Origin of the sequence: uncultured Clostridium sp. (assembly GCF_947072515.1) — a bacterium.
Lineage (GTDB): Bacteria > Bacillota > Clostridia > Clostridiales > Clostridiaceae > Clostridium.
This window is the reverse complement of sequence record NZ_CAMTIG010000006.1, coordinates 65,455-90,589: the sequence shown is the minus strand read 5'-3', so window position 1 is coordinate 90,589 and position 25,135 is coordinate 65,455. Positions and strand designations below refer to the sequence as shown.

Annotated in this window: 24 protein-coding genes; 18 read left to right on the top strand and 6 right to left on the bottom strand. The window is 28.0% G+C overall.

Going from position 1 to position 25,135, the window contains the following annotated elements; translation table 11 throughout:
* Position 1: 1 nt before the first annotated feature.
* The 7 genes from Q0W06_RS03970 (at position 2) to Q0W06_RS03940 (ending at position 7,276) form a co-directional block, all read left to right on the top strand.
* A complete protein-coding gene (locus tag Q0W06_RS03970) occupies positions 2-2,119 on the top strand; it encodes a cellulose biosynthesis cyclic di-GMP-binding regulatory protein BcsB (RefSeq protein ID WP_297631712.1) in 2,118 nt (705 codons plus the stop codon).
* A 148-nt stretch (positions 2,120-2,267) separates the two neighbouring features.
* Positions 2,268-3,617 carry a hypothetical protein gene (locus Q0W06_RS03965; protein ID WP_297631710.1) on the top strand — a complete coding sequence of 450 codons (1,350 nt, stop codon included), beginning with the start codon at positions 2,268-2,270 and terminating at the stop codon, positions 3,615-3,617.
* Between the two features lie 20 nt (positions 3,618-3,637).
* The gene (locus Q0W06_RS03960) at positions 3,638-3,871 is read left to right on the top strand and encodes an ATP-binding cassette domain-containing protein (protein WP_297631708.1); all 234 of its coding nucleotides are present in this window, start codon (positions 3,638-3,640) and stop codon (positions 3,869-3,871) included.
* A complete protein-coding gene (locus Q0W06_RS03955) occupies positions 3,868-4,422 on the top strand; it encodes an ABC transporter ATP-binding protein (RefSeq protein WP_297631707.1) in 555 nt (184 codons plus the stop codon). Before Q0W06_RS03960 ends, Q0W06_RS03955 begins: the two co-directional genes overlap by 4 nt.
* Before the next feature lie 32 nt (positions 4,423-4,454).
* Complete coding sequence (locus tag Q0W06_RS03950) at positions 4,455-5,213, top strand: ABC transporter ATP-binding protein (RefSeq protein WP_297631706.1); 759 nt, start codon at positions 4,455-4,457, stop codon at positions 5,211-5,213.
* Positions 5,214-5,282: 69 nt separating this feature from the next.
* Complete coding sequence (locus Q0W06_RS03945) at positions 5,283-6,626, top strand: HAMP domain-containing sensor histidine kinase (protein ID WP_297631705.1); 1,344 nt, start codon at positions 5,283-5,285, stop codon at positions 6,624-6,626.
* The gene (locus Q0W06_RS03940) at positions 6,617-7,276 is read left to right on the top strand and encodes a response regulator transcription factor (RefSeq protein WP_297631703.1); all 660 of its coding nucleotides are present in this window, start codon (positions 6,617-6,619) and stop codon (positions 7,274-7,276) included. Before Q0W06_RS03945 ends, Q0W06_RS03940 begins: the two co-directional genes overlap by 10 nt.
* Positions 7,277-7,319: 43 nt before the next feature.
* Here the strand turns inward: Q0W06_RS03940 and Q0W06_RS03935 are convergent, their stop codons facing one another.
* Entirely contained in the window at positions 7,320-8,909 is a 1,590-nt protein-coding gene (locus tag Q0W06_RS03935) for an ATP-binding cassette domain-containing protein (protein ID WP_297631701.1), read from the bottom strand.
* 354 nt (positions 8,910-9,263) lie between these two features.
* On the opposite strand from Q0W06_RS03935, the gene Q0W06_RS03930 reads away from it, so the two are divergent.
* Both Q0W06_RS03930 and ybaK read left to right on the top strand, forming a co-directional pair.
* Positions 9,264-10,169 carry a type II CAAX endopeptidase family protein gene (locus Q0W06_RS03930; protein WP_297631700.1) on the top strand — a complete coding sequence of 302 codons (906 nt, stop codon included), beginning with the start codon at positions 9,264-9,266 and terminating at the stop codon, positions 10,167-10,169.
* Positions 10,170-10,287: 118 nt separating this feature from the next.
* Positions 10,288-10,758, top strand: a complete 471-nt coding sequence (gene ybaK / locus Q0W06_RS03925) for a Cys-tRNA(Pro) deacylase (protein WP_297631698.1) — start codon at positions 10,288-10,290, stop codon at positions 10,756-10,758.
* A gap of 68 nt (positions 10,759-10,826) precedes the next feature.
* Here the strand turns inward: ybaK and Q0W06_RS03920 are convergent, their stop codons facing one another.
* Positions 10,827-11,474, bottom strand: a complete 648-nt coding sequence (locus tag Q0W06_RS03920; protein ID WP_297631697.1) for a hemolysin III family protein — start codon at positions 11,472-11,474, stop codon at positions 10,827-10,829.
* A gap of 217 nt (positions 11,475-11,691) precedes the next feature.
* Here Q0W06_RS03920 and Q0W06_RS03915 point away from each other — a divergent pair, with 217 nt between their 5' ends.
* Both Q0W06_RS03915 and Q0W06_RS03910 read left to right on the top strand, forming a co-directional pair.
* Positions 11,692-12,252, top strand: a complete 561-nt coding sequence (locus Q0W06_RS03915; RefSeq protein WP_297631695.1) for a DUF1836 domain-containing protein — start codon at positions 11,692-11,694, stop codon at positions 12,250-12,252.
* A gap of 3 nt (positions 12,253-12,255) precedes the next feature.
* Positions 12,256-13,950, top strand: a complete 1,695-nt coding sequence (locus Q0W06_RS03910) for an ABC-ATPase domain-containing protein (protein ID WP_297631693.1) — start codon at positions 12,256-12,258, stop codon at positions 13,948-13,950.
* 103 nt (positions 13,951-14,053) lie between these two features.
* Here Q0W06_RS03910 and Q0W06_RS03905 read toward each other — a convergent pair whose 3' ends face one another.
* Positions 14,054-15,448: a sugar porter family MFS transporter gene (locus Q0W06_RS03905; RefSeq protein ID WP_297631690.1), complete on the bottom strand. Its 1,395-nt coding sequence runs from the start codon at positions 15,446-15,448 to the stop codon at positions 14,054-14,056.
* 482 nt (positions 15,449-15,930) lie between these two features.
* Here Q0W06_RS03905 and Q0W06_RS03900 point away from each other — a divergent pair, with 482 nt between their 5' ends.
* From Q0W06_RS03900 to Q0W06_RS03890, 3 genes are all read left to right on the top strand, one after another.
* Positions 15,931-16,389 (top strand): hypothetical protein, encoded by a 459-nt coding sequence (locus Q0W06_RS03900; protein WP_297631688.1) that lies wholly within the window; start codon positions 15,931-15,933, stop codon positions 16,387-16,389.
* 21 nt (positions 16,390-16,410) lie between these two features.
* Positions 16,411-16,737, top strand: coding sequence for an SdpI family protein (locus tag Q0W06_RS03895; protein ID WP_297631685.1), 327 nt, complete (start codon positions 16,411-16,413; stop codon positions 16,735-16,737).
* A 282-nt stretch (positions 16,738-17,019) separates the two neighbouring features.
* Entirely contained in the window at positions 17,020-18,459 is a 1,440-nt protein-coding gene (locus Q0W06_RS03890) for an MDR family MFS transporter (protein WP_297631683.1), read from the top strand.
* Between the two features lie 40 nt (positions 18,460-18,499).
* Here Q0W06_RS03890 and Q0W06_RS03885 read toward each other — a convergent pair whose 3' ends face one another.
* Entirely contained in the window at positions 18,500-18,742 is a 243-nt protein-coding gene (locus tag Q0W06_RS03885) for a hypothetical protein (protein ID WP_297631680.1), read from the bottom strand.
* A 147-nt stretch (positions 18,743-18,889) separates the two neighbouring features.
* Positions 18,890-20,233 (bottom strand): YjiH family protein, encoded by a 1,344-nt coding sequence (locus Q0W06_RS03880; RefSeq protein ID WP_297631677.1) that lies wholly within the window; start codon positions 20,231-20,233, stop codon positions 18,890-18,892.
* A gap of 237 nt (positions 20,234-20,470) precedes the next feature.
* Between Q0W06_RS03880 and Q0W06_RS03875 the strand changes: the two genes are divergently transcribed.
* The 4 genes from Q0W06_RS03875 (at position 20,471) to Q0W06_RS03860 (ending at position 24,195) form a co-directional block, all read left to right on the top strand.
* On the top strand, positions 20,471-20,668 hold the full coding sequence (locus tag Q0W06_RS03875; protein ID WP_297631675.1) for a hypothetical protein: 198 nt from the start codon (positions 20,471-20,473) through the stop codon (positions 20,666-20,668).
* A gap of 156 nt (positions 20,669-20,824) precedes the next feature.
* Positions 20,825-21,634 carry a glutamate 5-kinase gene (gene proB, locus Q0W06_RS03870; protein WP_297631673.1) on the top strand — a complete coding sequence of 270 codons (810 nt, stop codon included), beginning with the start codon at positions 20,825-20,827 and terminating at the stop codon, positions 21,632-21,634.
* Positions 21,635-21,646: 12 nt separating this feature from the next.
* Complete coding sequence (locus Q0W06_RS03865; RefSeq protein WP_297631671.1) at positions 21,647-22,891, top strand: glutamate-5-semialdehyde dehydrogenase; 1,245 nt, start codon at positions 21,647-21,649, stop codon at positions 22,889-22,891.
* A gap of 389 nt (positions 22,892-23,280) precedes the next feature.
* Positions 23,281-24,195: a TraB/GumN family protein gene (locus Q0W06_RS03860; protein WP_297631668.1), complete on the top strand. Its 915-nt coding sequence runs from the start codon at positions 23,281-23,283 to the stop codon at positions 24,193-24,195.
* Positions 24,196-24,231: 36 nt separating this feature from the next.
* Here Q0W06_RS03860 and Q0W06_RS03855 read toward each other — a convergent pair whose 3' ends face one another.
* Positions 24,232-25,122 (bottom strand): HAD family acid phosphatase, encoded by an 891-nt coding sequence (locus Q0W06_RS03855; protein ID WP_297631665.1) that lies wholly within the window; start codon positions 25,120-25,122, stop codon positions 24,232-24,234.
* Between the last annotated feature and the right edge of the window lie 13 nt (positions 25,123-25,135).

The following is a 25,135-nucleotide window of genomic DNA, read 5'->3' as shown; positions in this document are numbered from 1 at the left end:
AATGAAGAAAAAAATAGGGAGTATATTTTTAGCTGTTGCATTAGTTTTTATGTTAGTTATTACTAGTAATGGAATTACAGCAAATGCAACACCAAATAGTAATGAGCAAAAGACTTTCTCTTTAAATTCAGATATTGTTTTTAGCGGAGATTTTTCATCTCATGAAATATACTTTAATGTTAGTAAATGGTGGCAAGTAAATAGTGCTGACATGACGGTGAAATTTACAAGAAGTCAAATACAGTCAGAAAATACGCAAACATTTTTTGTGTTTTATATAAATAATATTCCATTTAGAACAGAGCAAGTTTACTATAAAGGTAATGATGAAGTTCAAACTTTAAATTTAAATGTTCCAACTAGATTATTTAAAGAAGGATCAAATACATTGAAAATAGAAGCATATATGAGAATTTCTGATATGCCTTGTGTTGATGATGTTAATCCAGCTAACTGGGCAACTATAAATCAGGGAACTAATATAACTGTAAACTTTGCAAATAAAGCTTCAAATAATAATATTGCAAATTTCCCATACCCATATATAAGGGAAAATAATAATCCAAGTGTTAACACGCAAATAGTAGTTCCAAACAACTATAAGAATTTTGATGTTTCAAATGCATTTTTATTGAATTCTTATTTAGGAAGATTATTTACTCAAGGAGATTATAGTGGGCAAATAGTAAAGGCCAATGATATAGATAAAAATGATAATTTAATATATATAGGAAATTATAGTGATTTACCAAATGAACTTAAAAGTAAATTAGGAAATCCAAATGTAGATTATAATAATGAAGCTCTTATAGAACAAATAGACTCACCATATAATCAAGGGAATAAGGTACTTTTTGTTTTATCAGATAATAGTGAGATGTTAAATAAAGCGACAAGAGTTTTAATGAATCCATCTTTAACATTACAACTAAATAATAGTTATGTAGTAAATAAAGATGTTCAAGAACTTCAAACTGTAAATGGGGTTAGTGATAAAATAACACTACAAGATATGGGCGCTGATGGAGCTTATCTTGAAGGACCGTTTACGAGATCTGTAGATATAGGATATAAAATGCCTAAAAATAGAGTCTTAACATCAGGTGGGAAAATTTATTTGAATATGAGATATTCTCAAAACTTAGATTATAGTAAAGCTTTAGTAAGTGTATATATTAATGGAGTACCAATAGGAAGTAAATCATTAGAAGCAAGTAAAGCAAATGGAGATACTTTAGAATTAACAATACCATCAGATGTTAAAGTAACATCATATTTAAATATTGAAATAGCATTTAATTTAGCGGTACCAAATGAGTGGTGTGAAAAAAGACAGGTTAAAGCACCTTGGGCATATGTAACACCAGATTCATATATTTACTTACCAACAGTTCAAACAAAAGAATATAGCTTTAATAGATATCCCAATCCATATGTTCAAGATGATAGTTTTAACAATGTACTTGTAGTAACTCCAAATAACATGAATTCAACAGATTTAACAAAACTAGGAGATATGTTTGCTTTAATGGGGCAATCAACTAAGTATAATGTTGGAGATATTACAGTTGAAAATGGAAGTAATGTTACAGATTTAAAGAATGATGATAATTTAATTGTATATGGAACACCAAATAATAATCCATTTATAAAAGATATAAATAGTAATTTATGGTTTAAGTATAATTCAAATTATAATGGATTTGAATCTAATGCAAAACAATACTTAACAGAACCGTTTAATAGTGAAATATCAACATTCCAAATAAGTAAATCACCATTTAATGATCAAAGAGGAATGCTTGTGATGACAGCACCTAATGAAGGTAATTTAGAAAATTCTATGCTATATTTAGATAGTTCTAAAAAGATACTAGAACTTACAGGTGACTCAGCAATAATAGATCAAAATGGAACTGTTCAAAATTATCAAATGGTTAAACCAGAAGATAATGCACCGGTATTCAAAAGTATTGAAAATAGTAATACATTAACAAAAGTATTGCTAGGATTATTTGGATTAGTAGTAATATTAGTAGTAGTTTCAGCTTTATTGTATTTTAATAAATATAAAAAAGAGAAAAATGGAACAGAAAGAAAAAGTAAAAAAAATAAATAAATAAAAAAACTCTGCTATAACATTGGTTATAGCAGAGTTTTTTATTATAATGTATTTAAATGGTAAAAAATATAAAAATTTCATATTTATTTCATGTTGAGATAGTATTATTAAGATGAGATTAAAAAGTATATATGGGGGAGAACTTATGGGAGTAAGTAAATTTTCAAAGAAAATATATAAGGGGGAGAATAATAATAATCCGTTTATAATGACAGTAATAGTAATAGTTATGATAATGTATAACGCAATAAATACATATTATAATGAAGACGTATACAAGTTGGTTGATACAGGTATTAGAGAGATAATTAGGATTGAAGGGTATGTAAGAAAAATGGATTTATTACCGGAGACTTCATTAAAAATGAATCTATTTTCAATTATAAGTGCAGCATGTCTATTGATTATATTTTCTGCAACAATTTATATAAGAGAAAAAGGTAAGAAAGTTTCATGTATGTTTTATAGTGGAAGAAGCTATTCAGATGCACTTATATTTCTAATATACAATAGCATGAAAAGTTTTTTATGGGGAATAGGAATAGGAGGAATAGGGGGAATTCTAATATCTCCATTATATAATATTCTCTTATATAACCTTATTGGAGAAAGTGGAAAGATATTTACATTTTATATAGAAGGTATAGGAATCTTAATATTATATTTATTATTAGTGATAACTATTTCAATTGTAATAAATTGGGGATTTGTATATAGAAAAGATACAATAGGACTTATGAATCTTGGAGCAGTAAAAAAAGTTGGAGATAAAAGAAGTATAAAAATTCCATGGATAATCATAGTGGTATTATACATGATGCCCATTATTACGCTTATTTTATTTGCAAATATAAATGGAGTACAAGACATTGTAGGAATGTTTAGCTATCTGAGTTTAGGAATAATATATTGGCTTATAACTTATTCTGTAAGTGATATGTTTAAGTCATTAAAAAAAAGAGATTTTATGTATAGAAAAAATAGAATTATATATTTAGGGAACGCAATGAAGGTAATAAAAGAATCTTTTGCATATATGGCTATATTTTTATTTATGCTAATATACACAGTTAATGGAGTAAGCGAAGTAATAGGAGAGGTAGGAATAAAAGAAGCATTAGCAATTAGTTTAATAGGAATAGGGATATGTGTTAGTGCAAGTCTTGGCTATAAATTATCAGTAGAATTTAGGCACATTAAAAAAAGAGCTTTGCAATTAAGTTATATAGGGTTTTCGGATAAACAAATAATAAAATGCATTAAATCAGAAGTAATAGTTACGTTTTTATTTACTATTTTTACACCATTAATAATTTTAATGGCTAATTTATTAGCTTATGTATTTCAAGGAGATGTAACTATAAGATATGCATTAGCGGTAATGATTAGTGTAGATATACCAATTATAGGAATAGCTATTATAATAGCAGTTTATTATAGTAGAAAAATAAAGTGGGAACTGATAGAAAACAAAAAGCAAATGCAAAAATGTTAGGTATGTAAGAGGGGGGAAGTATGAAAACACTTATAGAGGTTAGAAATTTATGTAAAATTTATGGTGAATATGATACAAAGTTTGAAGCTTTAAAAAATATAGATTTAGAGATTAAAAGCGGAGAATTTTTAGGGATAATGGGATCATCAGGATCAGGGAAAAGTACACTTATAAATATATTATCAACTTTAGATATCTATTATAAGGGACATGTTTATATAAATGATGAAAGACTACAAGAAAAAAAGATATGAAAAAAATGCATAATATTAATTTGAGTGAATTTAGAAAAAATAACGTAGGATTTATATTTCAAACCTATAATTTATTAGAAGAATTTACAAATAGAGAAAATATAATGTTGCCGTTAATATTAAATAATGTATCAGAAGAAGAGTCTGAAAAAAGAATTGAAAATTTAAGTAAAACATTAGATGTTGAAGATATTTTAGAGAAGTATCCAGAACAATGCTCAGGAGGTCAAAAACAAAGAATTGCAATAGCAAGAGCTTTGAGTAATAATCCTAAAATAATATTTGCAGATGAACCAACAGATGCATTGGATATGAAAATCGGGTTAGAAGTATTGCAAATATTAAAAAAATTAAATAAAGAGAAAGAGATAACGATAATATTAGTAACACATAGTGAGGTAATGGCAAGTTTTTGCAATAGAATATGTGTATTAGAGAATGGCGAAGTTAAAAAAGTAATGGAAAATAAGTGTTTAAGGCAATTTGATTTTTATAATGAAATATTGAAGGGTAACTATAGTAGAATGGAGAGTTTATTGAAAGAAAGTTAGATATAAATGGAATAGTTATATGAGGGGGATTTATGAAAACTATTATAAAAGCAGATAATATATCTAAAAGTTATGGAGAGGTTAATGTTTTAAGTGGAATTAACATAGAGATAAAAGAGGGAGAACTTTTGGGCATAATGGGTTCATCAGGATCAGGAAAAAGTACATTACTAAGCATTCTTTCTACATTAGAACATCAAGATAAAGGGGATATTTTTGTAAAAGGAAAAAATTCTAGAGAGATGTCTAATGAGGAACTTAGTAAATTCAGAAGAGAAAATATAGGTTTTATATTTCAAAATTATAATTTAATAGATACTTTAACTAATAGAGATAATATTATAGCCCCATTAATTTTATTAGGAGTAAATAGAAAAAAAATTAATGAAAAAGTAGAAGAAATTAGTGAAAAAATGGATATAGAGGAGTTGTTAAATAAATATCCTGTTGAATGCTCAGAAGGGCAAAAACAAAGGATTGCAATAGCAAGAGCATTAAGTAATAATCCTAAAATAATAATAGCAGATGAACCAACAGACTCATTAGATGTAAAAAAAGCAATAGAAGTTATGAAATTGATTAAAAAAATAAATATAGAAGATGGAATTGCAGTGATTTTAGTGACACACAATCAATTTATGGCAAGTTATGCAGATAAAATAATATTAATAAATAATAGAAGGATAAAAAAAGAGATATTTAGAGAATATAGTGAAGGTGAAGAGCAAATAGAATTTTATAAAAAAATTATTTCAGAGACAGCTAGAGAGTTTGAGGAAATTTTGAAGTAAATTAATAATAGGGAAGTTATATTAAGAGGTATATTTAATATAACTTCTTATTAATTAGATGAGGGGATTATGAAGTTTGGTATAAGAAGTAGAATACTAGTAGTTGCAATAGTTTTATCTATTATATTTTTGTTGATATCTAGAACCTTGCTTGAGGGGATAATTATAAATACATACTGGGAAGAAAGGATACAAGATGTTATTACAAAAGTATCTATAGAGTTGAATAGAGCTGAGATTAACGATGACTATGAGAGCGTATCAAAGAAATTAATAGAGCTAAAAAAAGAAAATAAATTAATAAAGGGTATTAATATTGTAGATGAAAAAGAAATAGAAAAAATAAATGGTAAAAGTAGTAAGGGAGGAGTGATTTTAAGGCAAGATGTGCATAAATCTGATAATGAAAAAGAAGTTGATTTGTATTTTAAGTTAAAATTAAATAATGCTTTAATAAAAATTACATTAGTAGAACCAGATATTATTTTTAAGGAAATAATGTTTAATACGACATTTAAAATCATAGCAACTGTTATAGTTTTATTTAATATACTCTTTGCATTAATTATAGGAAAATTTATTACTAAAAGAGTAACAACTATAAATTCTTTATCGAAAGAGATGATAAAGAGAAATTCAGTAATAAAGATTGCAAAGGATATGATGCCAGATGAATTTGATGAGTTAACTGAAACTTTAAATGAATTCACACAAAATTTTTCTAATGATATACAAGAGTTAGAACGGGAAAGATTGTATAAAAAGCAGTTAATGTTAAGTCTATCACATGAAATAAAGACTCCTATAGGCGGGTTAAATGGGATTTTAGAAGGAATGCTTGACAATGTTCCACCGTATACGGATAGAGAAAAATATATAAGAGAGTGTAGAAAGTTATCATCAAAGCTTGGAAATATAGCTAATGAAATGTTAGATATAACAAAGTTGGATTCAGTTCCAACAGGAAAAAAAGAAGTAATAGTAAGGATACTAATAGAAGAAATATGGGACGAGCTTCGTATTTTAAGTTTAACAAAAAGAATAGTATTTATAAATAAAATGGATATTAGAATAACTATATTTACAGATGAGATTTTATTTAAAAGAAGTATAGTTAATATAATAGAGAATGCTATAAAGTATGCAAAAGAAGGTACGGGGATTTTAGTAAAATCTACAGGGTATATAATTAGTGTTTATAATGAGTGCGATAAACTGACAAAGGAGGATTTGAATTTTGTATTTAAGCCACTTTATAGAGGAAGTAATAGAGAAATTGCAGATGGAAGAGGAATAGGATTATATATAGTTAAAGAATGTTTGATAGCTTTAAATATTAGTTTTAAACTTGAAAATTATAAAGAGGGTGTTGTTTTTAAAATGAATTTACAAGGAGAAGATAAATGGGAATAAAAATATTATTATTAGAAGATGATAAAAATTTAAATGAAATAGTAGGAAGTTATCTTTTAAATAGAGGGTATGAAGTTAAGAGTACATTTGATGCAGAAGAAGCAAGAAATGCAATATGTAAACAGGAATATGATTTATATATTTTAGATATTATGGTTCCAAAGGGAAATGGAATTGAGATATTAAAGGAAGTTCGTGAAATAACAAATAATTCTGTACTTATAGTAACTGCATTAGATAGTGAAAATACTGAAATAAAGGCATTTGAGAAAGGAACAGATGATTATATAAGAAAACCATTTTCTCCGAATAAACTTTTAGTAAGAGTAGAAGCAATACTTAGAAGAGCTAATAAATTAAATGATGATGAAATAGAAATTAAAGGATATAGAATGAATAAGAAAAATTTAACTGTTAAATATGAGGAGGCGGATTTAGAGGTATTAAAAAAGGAGTTTGATATATTAAATATATTGATTCAAAATAAAGGTATAATAATGTCAAGAGAAAAAATATTAGATAAAGTTTGGGGATATGATTATTTTGGAAGTGATAGAGTTGTAGATGCTCAAATAAAAAATTTAAGAAAAAAATTAAAGACTGATTTAATAAAAACTGTGAAGGGTGTAGGATATATTATTGAAGAATAAAGAGATTAAAATAAAAAAGAGACTGTAAAACAGTCTCTTTTTTTTAAAGATTTGAATCTAAATATTCGTCATAAGACATAGATCTATCAACTATTGAACCATCTTCTTTAATATCGATAATTCTGTTTGCGATAGTTTGAATGAACTCATGGTCATGAGATGCAAATAATAAAACGCTGTTATACTCTTTTAAACCGTTATTTACAGCTGTAATTGATTCAAGGTCTAAATGGTTTGTAGGTTGATCTAGCATAAGAACATTAGCATTAGAAAGCATCATTCTTGAAAGCATACATCTAACCTTTTCTCCCCCTGATAATACTGAAGCTTCTTTTAAAGCTTCTTCTCCTGAGAATAACATTCTTCCTAAGAATCCTCTTATATAACTTTCAGCTTTTTCTTCAGAGTATTGTCTAAGCCAATCAACAAGTGAAAGGTTACAATCATTGAAGAAATCTGAGTTATCTTTAGGGAAGTAAGAAGTTGAAATAGTTACTCCCCATTTGAAAGAACCAGCATCAGGTTCTAATTCATTATTTAATAATTTGAAAAGAGTTGTGATAGCTATTTCATTACTTCCGATTATAGCTATTTTATCTTCCTTATTAATTCTGAAGCTAACATTATCTAAAACTTTAACACCATCAATAGTTTTAGTTAATCCACTTACTTCTAAAATATCATTTCCAACTTCTCTTTCAGGTTTGAAGCCAACGAAAGGATATCTTCTAGTTGAAGGTTGAATATCATCTAATGTTATTTTATCTAAAAGCTTTTTACGCGAAGTTGCTTGTTTAGATTTTGAAGCATTAGCACTAAATCTAGCGATAAAGTCTTGTAATTCTTTCACTTTTTCTTCTTTTTTCTTATTTTGGTCTTTAGCCATGTTAAGAGCTAATTGACTTGATTCATACCAGAAATCATAGTTTCCAACATATATTTTAATTTTACCGAAATCAACGTCTGCCATTTGAGTACAAACTTTATTTAAGAAATATCTATCGTGGGATACAACGATAACTGTTCCTTCAAAGTTTATTAAGAACTCTTCAAGCCAGTTGATTGATTTTATATCTAAATGGTTTGTAGGCTCATCTAGGATTAGAACTCCAGGGTTACCAAATAAAGCTTGTGCTAAAAGAACTTTAACTTTTTCAGCTCCTGTTAATTCTGACATAAGTTTGTAGTGGTAATCAGTTCCAACTCCTAAACCTTGTAATAAAGATGATGCTTCAGATTCAGCTTCCCATCCATTAAGATCAGCAAATTCACCTTCAAGTTCAGATGCTTTAATTCCATCTTCATCTGTGAAAGGATCTCTAGCATATATTTCATCTTTTTCTTTCATTATTTGGTATAATCTTTCATTACCCATTATAACAGTCTCAAGAACTTGATATTCATCAAATATATAGTGATCCTGTGATAACACGGACATTCTTACGTTAGGAGCTAATGATACGTCACCAGTGTTTGGTTCGATCTCTCCTGCAAGTATTTTTAGGAATGTACTTTTTCCAGCTCCATTTGCTCCGATTACTCCGTAACAGTTTCCTGGAGTGAACTTTAAGTTAACATCTTCAAATAACTTACGTCCACCAAATCTTAAGCTTACGTTTGATACAGTTATCAATTATTTCTACCTCATTTCATAAATTTATATTATTTGATTATTATAACATATAAGCTCTAAAAATGAATATATTTATTATGTCTAGAAAGTACAGATATAAATGGTAATAAAGGTTTAATTATGTTGACAAGCTATTTTGAAAAATGGTAAAATTAATGTATATTAAGGTTGGAATAAAGAGTCATGTTCACTACATTAACCAAAGGTTTTTGTATAGAAAAATTTGACGATATAGAGAGTCCCACATAGGTAGCTATGTGGTATTTTTATTAAAAAGATTAAGTAGAGATACTTGGTCTTTTTTTTATTTTATTGAATATAACTTAAGTGAAACAAATTTTTTAAGGAGACTTAATGGAAAAAATATTTAATTTAAATTCTAAAATTTTTCAAGACATAAAAGGTCTTAAACTATCAAGTGTAGTGTTTACTATACTATCACCAATAATAATAATGATTTTAGGAGCAATTCCAATCAATATTATTGCAAGCCTTATATTTAGCTTTATTAAAGACATAAAAATTATAGAAACATATTTGCATCAAATTATACTTATCTTAAGTACAGGAATGTCCATAATAATTTGTTTTTTAATAGTTAAGTTTAAAGAAAAAAGAAAAATAGGGACTATGGGATTTTCTTTTAATAAAAAATCTTTTATAGATTACTTAGAAGGATTTGGACTTGGGATTGCAATGATAGGAATCGTATGGGTTGGAATAGCTCTATTTGGCAATGCAACTTTTGAAGTGAAATTAGATTCTATAATGAGAGGAAGCTTTTTAATTCCATTTATATTAATGACAGTAGCATGGATTATACAAGGAGCATCAGAAGAAATTATGCTTAGAGGATATATGTTACCTGTTCTTGGAGTTAAAGTTGGTCCTAAATTTGGGATTATTGTTAGTTCGCTTTTCTTTAGTGCTTTACATTTAGCTAATAGTGGAGTAACAGTTCTATCATTAATCAATTTAGCCTTGTTTGGATTTTTTGCAGCTTTTTATGCTATGAAAAGTGAAAGTCTTTGGGGAATATGTGCACTTCATAGTGCATGGAATTTTGCACAACAAAATATATTTGGAACACTTGTAAGTGGTGGAATAGTTTATAATTCATCAATTATAAACACAACATATATAGAAAATAACCTTATAAATGGTGGGAACTTTGGTCCGGAAGGCGGTATTTTAGTTACAGCTGTTTTAGTAATAGGAATAACTATACAAGTTATAGGGTTTAAAAAAAGAAATATATAAAATATGAATGACTAGAAGATTAAAATCTTTTAGTCATTTTATTATATTTAAAATATTAAAGTAAAAATATTTTAAATGTATTTAGAAAATAATATAATACATATGGGAGATGATTTTTATGCAAAAGACTAATGCTATGAGAATATTAGATAAAAATAAAATTGAATATAAAGCTTTAGAATATGATGCAAGTGATGGACACATAGATGGAGCAGCGGTTGCTGAAAAGACAGGGCAAGACCCTATAACTGTTTATAAAACTTTAGTCACTATAGGAGCATCAAAATCGCTTTATGTTTTTGTAATACCTGTTTTAGATGAATTGGATTTAAAAAAGGCTGCAAAAGTAGCTGGTGAAAAAAAGATAGAGATGATACATGTAAAAGATATAAATAAACTTACAGGATATATTAGAGGTGGATGCTCACCTATAGGAATGAAAAAAGAATATAAAACATTTTTTCAAAAAGAGGCTATAGAATTAGAGAAAATAGTTTTTAGTGGAGGAAAGATTGGACTTCAAATAGAAATGAATCCAAAGGAACTAGAAAAAGCTATTAGAGTTAATTTTGAAGATATAACAAAATAAAAAAGAAGCTCCTAGAAATCTAAAAAAATTTCTAGGAGCTTTTTATAATAGAATTTGTGAGTTAGCGATTATAAAATATATACAAAGACGGCTAAAAAATGAGCAAGGCTTCCAAGCATTATGAAAACGTGGAAGATTTCATGATTGCCAAAAATCCCTATTTTCAATTTATCTTTTTTCAAAGCGTAAATTACGCCGCCTATTGTATATAAAACTCCGCCTAATATTAATAAAAATAAAGCACCTGGATGCAGAACTCGTGAAAGTGGATAAATTGCAAAAACAGCAAACCATCCTATGGCTATATACATGATACTTGAAACCCATTTAGGGCAAGTAACCCAGAATAATTTAAAAATTATACCTAGTAATCCAGCAGTAAAAACTACTGCAAAAAGTGTATAGCCAACTTTATTTCTAAGTGCTATTAGGCAAAATGGAGCATATGATCCTGTAATTAATACAAAAATCATAGAGTGATCAAATTTTTTTAATTTATAAATAACATTTTCAGTTGAAATAACTGAATGATATGTTGCAGACGCACTGTATAAAAGAATCATGCTTATTCCAAAGAAAAAGACTGAAAAGAATTCAACTCCAGAACCATGCTCTAAAAATGCCTTAATTAATAAGGCGATTAACCCAATAAATGATAAAATTGCACCTGTAAAATGTGTTAAGCCATTTACAGGCTCTCTTAAATACTTCTCCATAATAGCCCTCCTATCACGACATGTAGTTTTGTAAACTACATCTTATAATCTTATTATATGTATAAGTAGTAATGTTGGTCAAAGTTAATATTCCCTCAAATTTAAGAAATAAACTGTATTTTTCTGTTAATATATTGAAATATCTCTATAATACTATTATTATTATAAATATACACATAATGTTACATAGTTTTAAAAACTAGATAAGGAGAATTAAATGAATAAAGAAAAAATGATAGAAATGATAGATAATTTAAATTTAGATAGAAACATAGAATTAGAAGAAATTCCAGAAATAGATTTATATATGGATCAAGTAATTCAAATGTTTGAAAGTAAATATGCAGACATGAGAAGAAATGAAGAAGAAAAAGTTTTAACTAAGACAATGATAAATAATTATGCTAAAGGAAAACTTTTAATGCCTATAAAGAATAAAAAGTATTCTAAGGAGCACATTATTTTAATGAATTTAATTTATAACTTAAAAGGAACATTATCTATTAATGATATAAAATTAGCATTAGATAACATGGTATCAGACCCAAATGAAGCTGAGATAAGAGAAACTTATAATAAATTTATAAAGGTTTCAGAAATTGATTTAGGAAATTTTAAAGTTGAAAGTCAAAAAAGAGTTGAAGAAATTCAAAGTATAGGAAATGAAAAAGATGAAAAATTTTTAATGCTTTGTTCAGCCATAAATATGAGTAATATGTATAGAAAACTTGGAGAAAAACTTATAGATGAATTTTTTAATAGTGGGGAGGAAAAATAAATAATGAGAAATAAAGAAGAACTTAAGAAGAGTATCAATAAGATTGATGGTAGAGGATATAAAGCCTATAAAGAGCTTGAGGGGGTATGGGAGTTTGATAAATATACTTTATATATAGATCATGTTCAAGGAGATCCTTTTGCAGCGCCATCAAGAATAAGAGTAGGTGTGAAAAATACATTTTCTAAAGAGTTATTTGATAAAGAGCATAAAAGAGTTGCCATGGGAGATTTCTTAACTAGACTTTTTAGCTTAAATATAAATAAATTTTGTGGAAGAGTTATGGGGTCAGGTAAAAGTGGAATAGTTAATATAAGCAGATGTCCTCAAGAAATATTAGATAGAACGGCAATAGTTATAACTAATGAAAAAATAGAGGCAAGATTTGAAGTGGGATTTCCTGCTAGAGGTAGAACAGTTCTAGGGAGAGAACTTGAAAAAATTCTTTTTGATTTTTTACCTAATGTAGTAGAAGATAGTCTTTTATATGGAAATATAAATAAAGAAAAATTAAAAAAGAGAATAGAACTTGTAGAGAATCAAGAGTTTATAAGGGAAGAGCTTATAAGAAATGGACTTATAGCTTTTGTAGCAAATGAATCAATACTTCCAAGAGAAAGTGGTATATCAACTAGACCACTTAAAGATGGAAAGAAATTTATTTCGCCAAAATCAATGGAAGTAACTATGAAGATTCCTTTTGGAGAAGAGATAAAAGGAATGGGAATTAAAAAAGGTATAACACTTATAGTTGGTGGGGGATATCATGGTAAATCAACACTTTTAAATGCGCTAGAACTTGGAGTATATAACCATATTGAAGGTGATGGAAGAGAGTATGTTATATCAGATAGAACAGCTATGAAGGTTAGAGCTGAAGATGGAAGATGTATATTAAATGATGATATTTCTTTATTTATAAATAATCTTCCAAATGGTAAAAGTACAGAAAAATTTACTTCAGAAAATGCAAGTGGAAGTACATCGCAAGCCGCTAATATAGTGGAAGCCTTAGAATCAGGATCTAAAACAATACTTATAGATGAAGACACATCAGCTACAAACTTTATGATAAGAGATGATGTGATGCAAAGTCTTGTATCAAAAGAAAAAGAACCTATAACACCATTTATAGAGCTAGTTAAAGGACTTTATAATCAGTGTGATACATCGACTATAATAGTTGTAGGAAGTTCAGGAGATTACTTTGATATAGCGGATACAGTGATTCAAATGGATAGCTATGAAGCTAAAGATGTTACAGTTAAAGCCAAACAGTTAGCAACAGGATTAATATTAAAAAGAATTCAAGAAAGAGATGTAAAAATAAATATAAACTTAAATAGAGTGTTAGGAAAAGGATCAGTAGAAAAAGGACCTAAAGGAGTTAAAATAAAAACTCTAGGTACAGATGGTTTTGTAATAAATAGAGATGAAGTAAGCTTAAGATTTGTAGAGCAATTAGTAGATAAAGAACAAGTTTCTACTATAGCAAATATTTTAAAACTTGTAGATGAGAAAATAGCAAATAATAAAATTACATTGAATGAAGCAATAGATAAAGTTTTAGAAGATATAAGAAAAGAAGGTTTAATATCTCTAAGTGGTTCAAAAGGTGGAGTTGGAACTCTAGCACTTCCAAGAAAACAAGAAATCATGGCTGCTTTTAGTAGATATAGAAGATTAAAAATAAAATAAATTTAATAGTTGATTGATAGAATATAAAAATAAATATTAGAGCTAAAAGTTTTATTAAATAAAAACACCATTAAGTGTCCGTTACTTAATGGTGTTTTTTATATTATTTCTTTTTAGTTTTTTCTAATAATTCATCTTGAATTTGCTCAAGTGATTTTCCGTGAGTTTCTGGTACGAAACGGATTACAAACGGAATTGCAAGGAATGAGAATAATGCAAAGATTCCGAATGGTCCACCTACGTTATTGTGGAAAAGCACAAGTATAACTAGGAAAAATTGAGTTACGATAAAGTTTCCTAACCAGTTTGCAGCAGATCCAAATGATGACCCGATACCACGAACACTTAGTGGGAATATTTCACCAATAAGTACCCAAGCAATAGGTCCCCATGAAACAGCAAATCCAAATATATATATTGCAATAAGTATAATAGTAAATACAGCTGCTGATTGTATATCTACAGTGTAGTTAATTACGCATAATACTGCTAATGAAATACCCATTACGAAAGCACCCCATACTAGTAATTTCTTACGAGGGAATCTATCCATAATGATAGTAGCTATTATTGTTGATAAGAAGTTAACTATACCGATTCCTACAGAAATCCAAATTGCTGAATCAGCTGAGAAATGGAATCCTTTTATGAAAACTTGTGGAAGGTAGTAGATAACAGAATTAATTCCTACTAATTGTTGGAATAACATGATTCCAACAGCAGCTATAAGAGCTGGCTTAGCTATTCTAAATAATTCTCCTACTCCACCTTTTTGAACTTCAGAGTTAGCTTTTTTAATATCTTGAAGTTCGCTATGTACTTCTTCAGTTGAATAATCAGGTCTTAAATTTGTTAAAACTTGATGTGATTCTGTATGTTTACCAATACGTACAAGGTAACGTGGTGATTCTGGTAAAATTATACTACCAATGAATAATGCTAATGCAGGTATAAACGCTGATGCAAGCATCCATCTCCAATCTGAAATACCAGCAATATTATGATTAAGGAATCCAAGGTTTGCAATATATGCAAGTAAGATACCAGCAGTAATCATAAGTTGGAAAAGAGTTTCTAAAGATCCACGTCTTTCTTTTGGTGCAAGCTCCGCTAAGTAAGCTGGAGTTAATGCTGATGCAGAACCAACTGCTAAACCTAAAATAATTCTAGCTGTTACAATAACAATAAAGTTAGGTGCAAACGCTGACATTAAAGCTCCTACAATGAAAAGAATTGAAGCAATAAATAATAACTTTTTACGACCGTATTTATCTGCTAAACCTCCAACTCCTAAAGCTCCAATACAAGAACCTATAAGAACAGCTGAAGTTACGAAACTAATTTCTGAAACTGTTAAGTGTAATGCTTTTTGTATAAGTGGTGATGCACCAGAAATTATTCCAGTATCAAAACCGAATAATAATCCACCAAGTGCCCCAATGACAAATATGATATTACTATTTAATGAACGAGTAGTTTGTGCTCGTTGTGTAGACATAGTGATTCACTCCTTTGTTTGAATTTGAATAAAATTAATCGGGTAAACGATTTCGAAATTTATTATATAAGCTGTACAGTGATAAAGCAAGTAGATTTATATTAATATATCAACAATTAACACTCTATTAATAGTATCTTATTTAAATTAAAGAAAAAGAAATTTATTTATTCAAAAATATGTTAATTAATAGTTTTTATTTAGTTTAAATGAGAAATTATTACAACGAATTAGCTTTAAGAAATCGTTTATATTATTCTCTAAAATAATAAAAAATAAAAGTTAAAAAATATAATATTATAAATAAATTAATTTCCTAAAAATGAATAAAATTATATAAATGTAAAAAAATAGTTTTATATAATAAGTTTGGGATAACAAGAGTTATAATAAAATAAACTTAAAAATTAAATAGATAAATAAAATATATGTAGCAAAATTTTGCGGAATATTCTTTTAAAGGCTAAGAGTAGGTGGATATAGTGAAAAAAAAGAAAGTAATAGTGATATGGATTGTAATATTGGCAATTATTCCTTTAATTTCATTTAGTAAGTTTATTTTGGCTAAGCCAGTATTAATGGTGAGGGAAGATAATACAAATATAGGTATTCAATTAACTAGGCGATTTGGAAATAATTTTTCAGTAGATATTAATAAAGGAGATATACAGAGTATAGATTATTTAAAAGGATATATTTTATATACATGTAATAAGAAAAATGGAAATAATTTTGATTTATATAATGGAGATAAGAATGTTCAGGTATATTCAATGAATAATAATGCTGGAGGAGTTTATATAAAAGCAAAGACAGGGAATTATCTTATTTCAGCTACAACAATAAGTGAAACTTTAAAGATGTATGATGAATTGAAGGAAAATAAAAATTTTGAAGTTAAATATAAAGAGGATACTGATGCAGATATAAATATGCAGTAAAAAAACTGAGGAGGTAGTATTGTGAATTTAAGTTCTGGAATAATACTTTTTTTTATAGGAATTTTGTTAATTAAGTTTCATACTAAAGAACCAAGTACCATTGGATATAAGATTGGAATTGCAAAGAAAAATGAAGATACATGGAATACTGCTCAAAAAGTTTGTGGAATCGGACTTATTATAGTAGGAGTTCTTAATATACTTTTTTTTATTTTTATTGATATGACAGGAAAGTTTGACACTAGTGTAATAATAAATGGTTTTTTAATATGCACAGTAGTTATTTCAGTAATTATAGATGAAATATATTTAAATATGATATTTGATGCAGAGGGAAATAGAAAATAAAGTTATAGGGAGAAAAAGTATGTATATTGATAAAACAGGAATTATAATGACTTACGTTAATATGGGAATAATAATATTAGCGGTTTTAGGTGTAATATTTTGGACAGTTAAAAAGGAAAAAAATAAAAAGAATTCATAAAATAAAGCTAGGAAAACTAAGGTTTTTCTGGCTTTATCAATTTGGTAAGAAAAAGGTAATATTAACAAAATGTTAACCTTACTCTAAGAGAAAAAGTATGCTAAACTAATATTTGTTCAAAAAACTTTACAAAGGAGAAAATAATGGGGAAAGAAAAAAGATTAGTCGTTATAGCTTTAATGCTTGTAACATTTTTAGCTGCTTTTGAAGGAACTGTAGTAAGTACTGCAATGCCAACAATAGCAAGAGATTTAAATGGATACAATCTTATAAGCTGGATTTTTTCTGCATATCTTTTAACATCAGCAGTTTCCACACCTATATACGGGAAATTATCTGATTTATTTGGTAGAAAGAAAATCATAACAATAGGAATAATAGTATTTTTAGTTGGAACAACCCTTAGTGGATTGTCTCAAAACATGGTAGAACTTATAGCTTTTAGAGCTCTTCAAGGATTAGGAGCAGGAGCAATTTTAACACTTACATATACAATAATCGGAGATTTATTTGAAACATCAGAAAAAGCTAAGATGCAAGGATTTTTAAGTACTGTATGGGGAGTAGCGAGTATTTTAGGACCTTTTGTTGGAGGAGCTATACTTGCAAAACTTTCATGGCACTGGATTTTCTTTGTTAATATACCTTTTGGACTTGTTGGTATCTATATGATAAATAGACATTTCCATGAAACAGTTGTAAAAAGAAAAGCTACAATAGATTATTTAGGATCGATATTTTTAACTATAACAATAGTAGCTTTATTATTTGCTTGTTTAGAAACACATGATATGAAACTTCTAATTGGATTTATTATATTAGCAGTAATAAGTTTAATAATATTCTGTATAGTGGAATCAAAGGCAAAGGAACCTATAGTTCCAAAGAAAATTTTTACAAGAACTACGATTATTATAAACATAATCTGTTTTATAGTATCTGTTATACTTATTTCGATTCAATCATATATGCCAATATATACTCAAAATGTATTAGGATATAGTCCTTTAATATCAGGATTATTCTTAGCACCAATGTCTATAGCTTGGTTCTCAACAGCATTTATATTATCTAAAACTTTACCAAAGTATGGTGAGAAAAAGGTAATAATTGTTGCTATGGTTGTTTTAATAATTTCAATGGGAATAGTAGATATTTTAGGAGTTAGTACAAATATAGCAATCTTAATATTTGCTATGTTTATAATCGGTTTTGGATTTGGTGGTATATTAAATACTTCTATTATAGTTGTACAAGAAGCAGTAAGTCCAAGAGATATTGGAGTTTCAACTTCAACAACAACATTAATAAGAACTTTAGGGCAAACTATAGGAGTTTCTATATTTGGAGCTGTTATGAATATGGGAATTACAAATCATTTTAAAGGGTTAGGAATAAATGGGGTAACACCTGATAATTTAAGTCCTTTAAATAATATTTTTCATTTAACTCAAAGTCAAATGAAAGATGGATTCTTTGCAGGAGTTCATAGCATTTTCTTAGTTTTATTTATAGTGACAGTAATAACTATAATATTCGCAATTTTATTACCTAAAAAAGTTAAGAATATGATGAATAAATAATATAAAGGCTTTTTCAAAATTTTTATTTTGAAAAAGCCTTTTATTTTTTATTATCATCTTGTTTTTTGTTAGAAGAGAAGAATCCAGTGAAGGTAAAAAAGCCTTTTGAGAAACTTCTTACTGTACTTATTGAAAAAATTATTATAAAAATAGCTAAAAATAATCCAATTAAGTACCATTTGGCTAAATGGTTAGTTTTAGCAGCAAAAAGTGCACTTATAACACTAGGAGCAAGAATGATAATTGCCATTATTATTAAAAATTTTTTATTTGAAGTTTTCATAATGATAAATCTCCTTTTTATAAGTAAATTATAAAGAAGGAAGATGTATTAGAAATTTACGAAGTATGAAAAAATTAAAAATTAACAAAAATTAGAAAATGAAAAATTTCGATAAAAAAACTCGCTTACGCGAGTCTTTTAGTTATGCTAAAATATTAAATTTGCCATTAATACGATAATTGGTAATGTTACTAATGTTCTAGTTATAAAAATTATAATTAAATCTTTTAAATTTACTGGGATTTTTGAACCAAGTAAAAGTCCCCCGATTTCTGACATATATACAAGTTGAGTAACTGAAACTGCGGCAATGATGAATCGCGTCATTTCCGAAGTTATACTACTTGCTAAAACTGAAGGTAAGAACATATCAGCAAATCCAACTACCATAGTTTGAGAAGCTTGTACAGCTTCTGGAACCCCTAATAATTTTAAAATTGGAATAAAAGGTGTTCCAAGTATTTGAAATATAGGAGTGTATGTTGAAATAATTAAAGCAATAGTTCCCATTGCCATAACTATAGCTAAAACTCCAATCCACATATCAAAAACATTTTTTGTTCCTGCAATTACAAATTCTTTTGGATGAGCTACAAGTGAAGCCTTTTCAACTGCTTTTTCAAGTCCGTATGAAAAAGAAGTATATCCTTCAGGAACAGTTTCTAGATTTTTCTTTTCAGTATTATCTATAAATGTATTTGGCTTTTTTGATAATGGTGGAATTCGTGGAATTATTATAGCTGCAACAATTCCAGCTAAAGATATAGTTAGATAAAATGGTACAAACATATGATCAAGACCGACTTGAGCAAGTACAACTAAGCAAAAAGTAATAGAAACGGCAGAAAAATTAGTACTTATTATAGCAGCTTCTTTCTTTGTATAATAACCTAACTCATATTGCTTTGAAGTAAGTAATATTCCAACACTACCATCTCCAAGCCAAGATGTAATACAATCTATTGATGAACGACCAGGCAATTTAAATACTGGACGCATAAATTTTGTAAGTAAAGCGCCTATAAATTCTAGAAGTCCAAAATCTAATAATAATGGTAATAAAAATCCTGCAAGTAAAAAAACTGAAAGTAAAATAGGTAATAAATCATGTAAAATAAATCCACCTGTATCTGAAGACCAGAGCATTTCAGGACCTATTTTAAAATTAGCAGAAAGGATAAATATCATACCTAAAATTCTTAAACATAACCAGATTGGAGTAACATCGAAAAGATGTTTAAAATAAGGTTTGTCCATTATGAATTTAGGTTTAATAGTTTTAGCTAGAATACTTCCTAATGCTGAAATTGAAATTATAATTGTTGCAAAATGTAAAAGGTATAGCCCAAAAATATCCACTGTTTTATTTGCTAAAAAAGCAATTGGGATAGTAATATTTCCTTCTATTTTTATTGGAGTCATAAATAAAAGAATACCAATAATAGAAGGAATTAAAAATTTGAATAAATCTTTTTTTGTGTTTTTATTCATGATTAACCTCCAGAAATGTATATTATGTATAAAAATTTAATAAATATAAAACTTATATACATAATAATATAAAACTATGTGAAAGGGAATAGAAAAATACCAAAAAGAAAATGTAAAAATACTAAAATTTAGAATAATTGTTTTTAATATATATGCGTAACCTGAAAAAGGCATGTATTATTTTAAGTTAAAAACACATACTAAGGATGTAAACAAAAGTAAAAGGAGTGATTAGAAATGCAAAGAAATGCGATTCAAAATGTACATTGTTCATTAGACGAATTACAAGATGCTAAGTGTAGCTTAGAGCAAGCTCTAAACACTGTGGAAAAACCAGAGAATAAAAAAATGATACAAGATTCATTAACTGCTGTTAACGAATCAATAAATTGTATCGAATGCACAATTAAAAATTATAAAGAAAGTCCTAGATAAGAGTACCTAACACACCTTTTAGGATTTTTACCCAAATAAAAAGCAGATGAAAAATTTTTTCATCTGCTTTTTATTTTTTTATTAAACCTGTATTAGAAAAGGTGGATAATATATTATAATAGAAGTTATAAATTAAAGTATAGGAGAAAAATAATAATGACTTATAGACAAGAGATACAAAAGGCAAAAAGAATAGTTATCAAAGTAGGAACATCAACTTTAACACATGGAACAGGAAATATACATTTAAGAAGAATAGAAAAACTTGCTATGGTTATTTCGGATTTAATGAATGAAGGAAAAGAAGTTATATTAGTAAGTTCAGGAGCAATAGGGGTAGGAGTTAGTAAATTAAAATTAAAAGAAAGACCTCAAACTATAAGAGAAAAACAAGCAGTTGCAGCAGTAGGACAATGTGAACTTATGCATATATATAGTAAGTTTTTTGCAGAATTTAGTCATGTAGTAGGGCAGGTTCTTTTAACTAGAGATGTAGTTGAAGATGATCATATTAGAGAAAATGTATGCAATACATTTGAAACTTTATTGGATATGAAAATATTACCAGTAGTTAATGAAAATGATACAGTTTCCATAGATGAAATTGAAAATATAGTTAGATTTGGGGACAATGATAATTTATCTGCTATAGTATCAACTTTGGTTAATGCAGATTTACTTATAATTCTTTCAGATATAGATGGATTCTATGATAAAGACCCAAGAAGCAATGAAGATGCAAAACTTTTAGATGTTATTGAAAAGATAACAGAAGAGATTGAAGAAGCAGCTGGTGGAGCAGGAACAGAATTTGGAACTGGAGGAATGATTACAAAGGTTATGGCAGCAAAAACGGCAAATAAAGCTGGTGTAAATATGGTTTTAGCAAATGGGGAAGATCCAAATGTAGTTATAGATATTTTAGAAGGAAAGAATATTGGAACAGTATTTTTAAAGGGAAAATAAGGAGGTAATATAATGATAAAACTAGAAAAAATGGGAGCTAAAGCAAAGGAAGCAAGTTATATTTTAGGAAATTTGAGTACTACAGAAAAAAATAATGCATTACTTAAAATGGCTGATGCACTTATAGACAATTCAGAGTTTATTATCAATGAAAATGAGAAGGATTTAGGTAAGGCTAGAGAAAAAGGAACTTCGGAATCAATGCTTGATAGACTTGCTTTAGATAAAGCAAGGATTGAAGGAATGGCAAGTGGATTAAAACAGGTAATAGGACTTCAAGATCCAGTTGGTGAAGTTATAAGTATGTGGAATAGGCCAAATGGTCTTCAAATAGGTCAAAAAAGAGTACCTATGGGAGTTATAGGAATAATATATGAAGCTAGACCAAATGTAACTTGTGATGCAGCAGGACTTTGTTTAAAGACAGGAAATGCAGTTATATTAAGAGGTGGAAGTGAAGCAATCAACTCTAATTTAGCTATAGTAAAAGTGTTAAGAGTAGCAGTTTTAGAAGCGGGGCTTCCTATAGATGCTATTCAATTAGTAGAAGATACATCAAGAGAAGTAGCAACAGAAATGATGAAGCTTAATGAGTATATAAATGTCTTAATTCCAAGAGGTGGAGCAGGACTTATAAAGGCTGTAGTTAAAAATGCAACTGTTCCAGTAATTGAAACAGGAACAGGAAACTGTCATATATATGTTGATTCAAAATGTGATTTTGAAATGGCTAAAAATATAGTTGTAAATGCTAAGACATCAAGACCAGCAGTTTGTAATGCAGCAGAAAGCTTAGTTATTCATGCTGATGTGGTAAATGAAATATTACCTATTTTAACAAAAGCATTAAGAGAGAAAAATGTTATTTTAAAAGGCGATGAAAAGGCTAGAGAGATTATTAAAGATATGGAAGTAGCAACAGAAGAAGATTTTTATACTGAATATTTAGATTATATAATGAGTGTGAAAATTGTTGATAATATAGATGAAGCTATTAAACATATTAATAAGTATAATACAGGGCATTCAGAAGCAATAGTTACTGAAAGCTATGAAAACTCACAAAAGTTCCTTCAAAGAATAGATGCAGCAGCTGTATATGTTAATGCATCAACTAGATTTACTGATGGAGAAGAATTTGGATTTGGAGCTGAAATTGGTATAAGTACTCAAAAGCTTCATGCAAGAGGTCCAATGGGATTAAAAGAACTTACAACAGTTAAATATATTATTTTTGGAAATGGACAAATAAGATAATAAAACGAAAAAAACACTTAAAGCTCGGACTTCTTTAAGTGTTTTTTTATTTATAATATGCGATTTAAACAATGAAAACAATGTTCAAAATATATGGGCCGCATAAGACTTTATGCAGCCCATTTTTCAAATAATAAGTTAGTCAGTTCCAATGGCATAGGTAACTGCTCTTATTAAAATTATCTGAATATTCAAATAAATTATACTATAAAAAAGAAGAAAAATCAAATATATATAATAATATATAAAAAATAGATAAAAAAGGTTACAAATTTTAGAAAAAATAAAAGAAAAATTGAAAAAGTACGAATATATATATGAGAGAAAAAATAAAATTAAAAGGCTACTAAGTAATTAAGATAATTATTCTAGTCTTAGGAGGAAGAGGTATGAGGGGTATAAAAAAGAAAGCATTACTTATATGTATGTCTGTATTTTTTGTTTTAGGTTCATTTATTGGATGTGGAGCTGAAAATAAGAAAGAGGATACTAAGGAAATTGCACAAGGGTATCAATGGGAGGTTACAAAGGATGGGAAAACATTGTATTTAATAGGGACTATGCATCCTATAGATACAAGTTATAATTATTTTTCAGAAAAAATTGAAGAAATAATATCAAAAACAGATGTACTATCGGTAGAAGTTAATCCAACTCAAGAAGATGCAGTTTTAGCAAATGCAATGATGGTTTATAGTAATGGTAAGAATATAGAAAGTGATCTTGAAGTTGATGAAGTAAAAACACTTAAAAGATTATGTAAAGATGCTGGATTAGATTATGAAAAATTAAAAGTATTTACACCACTTGGAATAAGTCAAAATATTAGTGCGGTAATTTACCAAAAGGCAAATCTAGTTATGGCAACTTTTGATGATATGTTGATAGAGAGATATTCAACAGATGGAAAGGAAGTTGATCAAGTAGAAAATATGAAATTCCAAATGGAGTTATTAAATAAAATACAAGGAAAAGATGCTTTAAAGGAAATGCTTCAAGCCTATGAAGAAGGATCTTTTGAGGAATTATCAGAAGAGTCAGTTGAATATGCTAAGAACGTTATGGAAGCATATAAAAAGGGTGAAGAAGACTTTATGAATGAAGCAATTGAAATGCAAAAAGAAAATCCAGATACTTATAAAGCACTTATTTTAGATAGAAATAAAGGTATGGTTGAAAAGATAGAAGAATATATAAATTCAGATAAATCTTATGTAGTGGCTGTTGGAGCACTACATTTCTTTGGAGAAGATGGAGTAGTCAAGATGCTAGAGGATAAGGGGTACACAGTTAAGAAAGGATAGAAAAATATAGTAAAAAGGCAGTCATAGACTGCCTTTTTATGATTTATTATAGTATACTTTCCCCGTTTTAGGATCAAAAGTTTGAATACCTTTATTAAAAATATTAATTTGTTCTGGATCAGTTACTTTTTTATCGTCATCTAAAGCACCAATATAATTTCCGTAAAGTGGATCTGGAATTGCTATGAATTTAGAACCCCAATCACTTTCGTATTGAGTTACTTCTTGTTTTTCTTGAGCACTATCACCGTGGAAAATATCACCCATATCTGTTAATTGATCACCTATAAACATAACAACGTCATAGTTTTGTTCAATTTGATCAAAAGTTGGTTGTTTACCGCTTTGACCAGGAGGCAACATAATAACATGTCCAGGCTCGTCAGCTTGAGCAAATCCAAGCTTGGTCATTTCTTGAACTGTAGAATTTAATTCATTTTGTGATCTACCAGAAACATAGAAAACTTGAACACCATCTTTTTCAGCTTGTTGGGTAAACTGAACAGACCCAGGTATTGCAGTATCTTTCTCAGCATCAACCCATTTATTCCATATTGAATATTGGAAACCGTCATTATCATTTAAAATTTCATAACCTTGAAAGGGAGCTGTGCTAAGACAAGTTTCATCTAAATCTAAAATAACAGCTTTAGGTTTTGAACTTGGTTGTTGAACCATGCTAGCTAAACTTGTTGTAGCAGAGTTATAAGCTTGATACTCTAGGGATTCCGCTTCCCCACTATTTTCAAGCCAGTTATAGGCTGCTTTAAAATAATTTCCTAATTGATTATTTTCTGTTGTAGTTTTGTAATGATTTAGTTGAGTATTGTATCTAGAATAACAGATGTATCCAGTAATACCTGAACCTACTATACCACCAAGTACAAAAATTAAAATACCTTTTAAAATGCTTCTTTTCTTACTCAACTTTGTATTCTCC

What these genes read in the sequence shown, in the direction of transcription:
- Q0W06_RS03880 (WP_297631677.1), bottom strand. Translation starts at nt 20,233, where the DNA reads ATGAATAAAAACACAAAAAAAGATTTATTCAAATTTTTAATTCCTTCT.
- Q0W06_RS03885 (WP_297631680.1), bottom strand. Translation starts at nt 18,742, where the DNA reads ATGAAAACTTCAAATAAAAAATTTTTAATAATAATGGCAATTATCATT.
- Q0W06_RS03920 (WP_297631697.1), bottom strand. Translation starts at nt 11,474, where the DNA reads ATGGAGAAGTATTTAAGAGAGCCTGTAAATGGCTTAACACATTTTACA.
- Q0W06_RS03945 (WP_297631705.1), top strand. Translation starts at nt 5,283, where the DNA reads ATGAAGTTTGGTATAAGAAGTAGAATACTAGTAGTTGCAATAGTTTTA.
- Q0W06_RS03960 (WP_297631708.1), top strand. Translation starts at nt 3,638, where the DNA reads ATGAAAACACTTATAGAGGTTAGAAATTTATGTAAAATTTATGGTGAA.
- Q0W06_RS03905 (WP_297631690.1), bottom strand. Translation starts at nt 15,448, where the DNA reads ATGTCTACACAACGAGCACAAACTACTCGTTCATTAAATAGTAATATC.
- Q0W06_RS03875 (WP_297631675.1), top strand. Translation starts at nt 20,471, where the DNA reads ATGCAAAGAAATGCGATTCAAAATGTACATTGTTCATTAGACGAATTA.
- Q0W06_RS03940 (WP_297631703.1), top strand. Translation starts at nt 6,617, where the DNA reads ATGGGAATAAAAATATTATTATTAGAAGATGATAAAAATTTAAATGAA.
- Q0W06_RS03865 (WP_297631671.1), top strand. Translation starts at nt 21,647, where the DNA reads ATGATAAAACTAGAAAAAATGGGAGCTAAAGCAAAGGAAGCAAGTTAT.
- Q0W06_RS03950 (WP_297631706.1), top strand. Translation starts at nt 4,455, where the DNA reads ATGAAAACTATTATAAAAGCAGATAATATATCTAAAAGTTATGGAGAG.
- Q0W06_RS03890 (WP_297631683.1), top strand. Translation starts at nt 17,020, where the DNA reads ATGGGGAAAGAAAAAAGATTAGTCGTTATAGCTTTAATGCTTGTAACA.
- Q0W06_RS03955 (WP_297631707.1), top strand. Translation starts at nt 3,868, where the DNA reads ATGAAAAAAATGCATAATATTAATTTGAGTGAATTTAGAAAAAATAAC.
- Q0W06_RS03930 (WP_297631700.1), top strand. Translation starts at nt 9,264, where the DNA reads ATGGAAAAAATATTTAATTTAAATTCTAAAATTTTTCAAGACATAAAA.
- Q0W06_RS03970 (WP_297631712.1), top strand. Translation starts at nt 2, where the DNA reads ATGAAGAAAAAAATAGGGAGTATATTTTTAGCTGTTGCATTAGTTTTT.
- Q0W06_RS03915 (WP_297631695.1), top strand. Translation starts at nt 11,692, where the DNA reads ATGAATAAAGAAAAAATGATAGAAATGATAGATAATTTAAATTTAGAT.
- proB (WP_297631673.1), top strand. Translation starts at nt 20,825, where the DNA reads ATGACTTATAGACAAGAGATACAAAAGGCAAAAAGAATAGTTATCAAA.
- Q0W06_RS03965 (WP_297631710.1), top strand. Translation starts at nt 2,268, where the DNA reads ATGGGAGTAAGTAAATTTTCAAAGAAAATATATAAGGGGGAGAATAAT.
- Q0W06_RS03860 (WP_297631668.1), top strand. Translation starts at nt 23,281, where the DNA reads ATGAGGGGTATAAAAAAGAAAGCATTACTTATATGTATGTCTGTATTT.
- ybaK (WP_297631698.1), top strand. Translation starts at nt 10,288, where the DNA reads ATGCAAAAGACTAATGCTATGAGAATATTAGATAAAAATAAAATTGAA.
- Q0W06_RS03910 (WP_297631693.1), top strand. Translation starts at nt 12,256, where the DNA reads ATGAGAAATAAAGAAGAACTTAAGAAGAGTATCAATAAGATTGATGGT.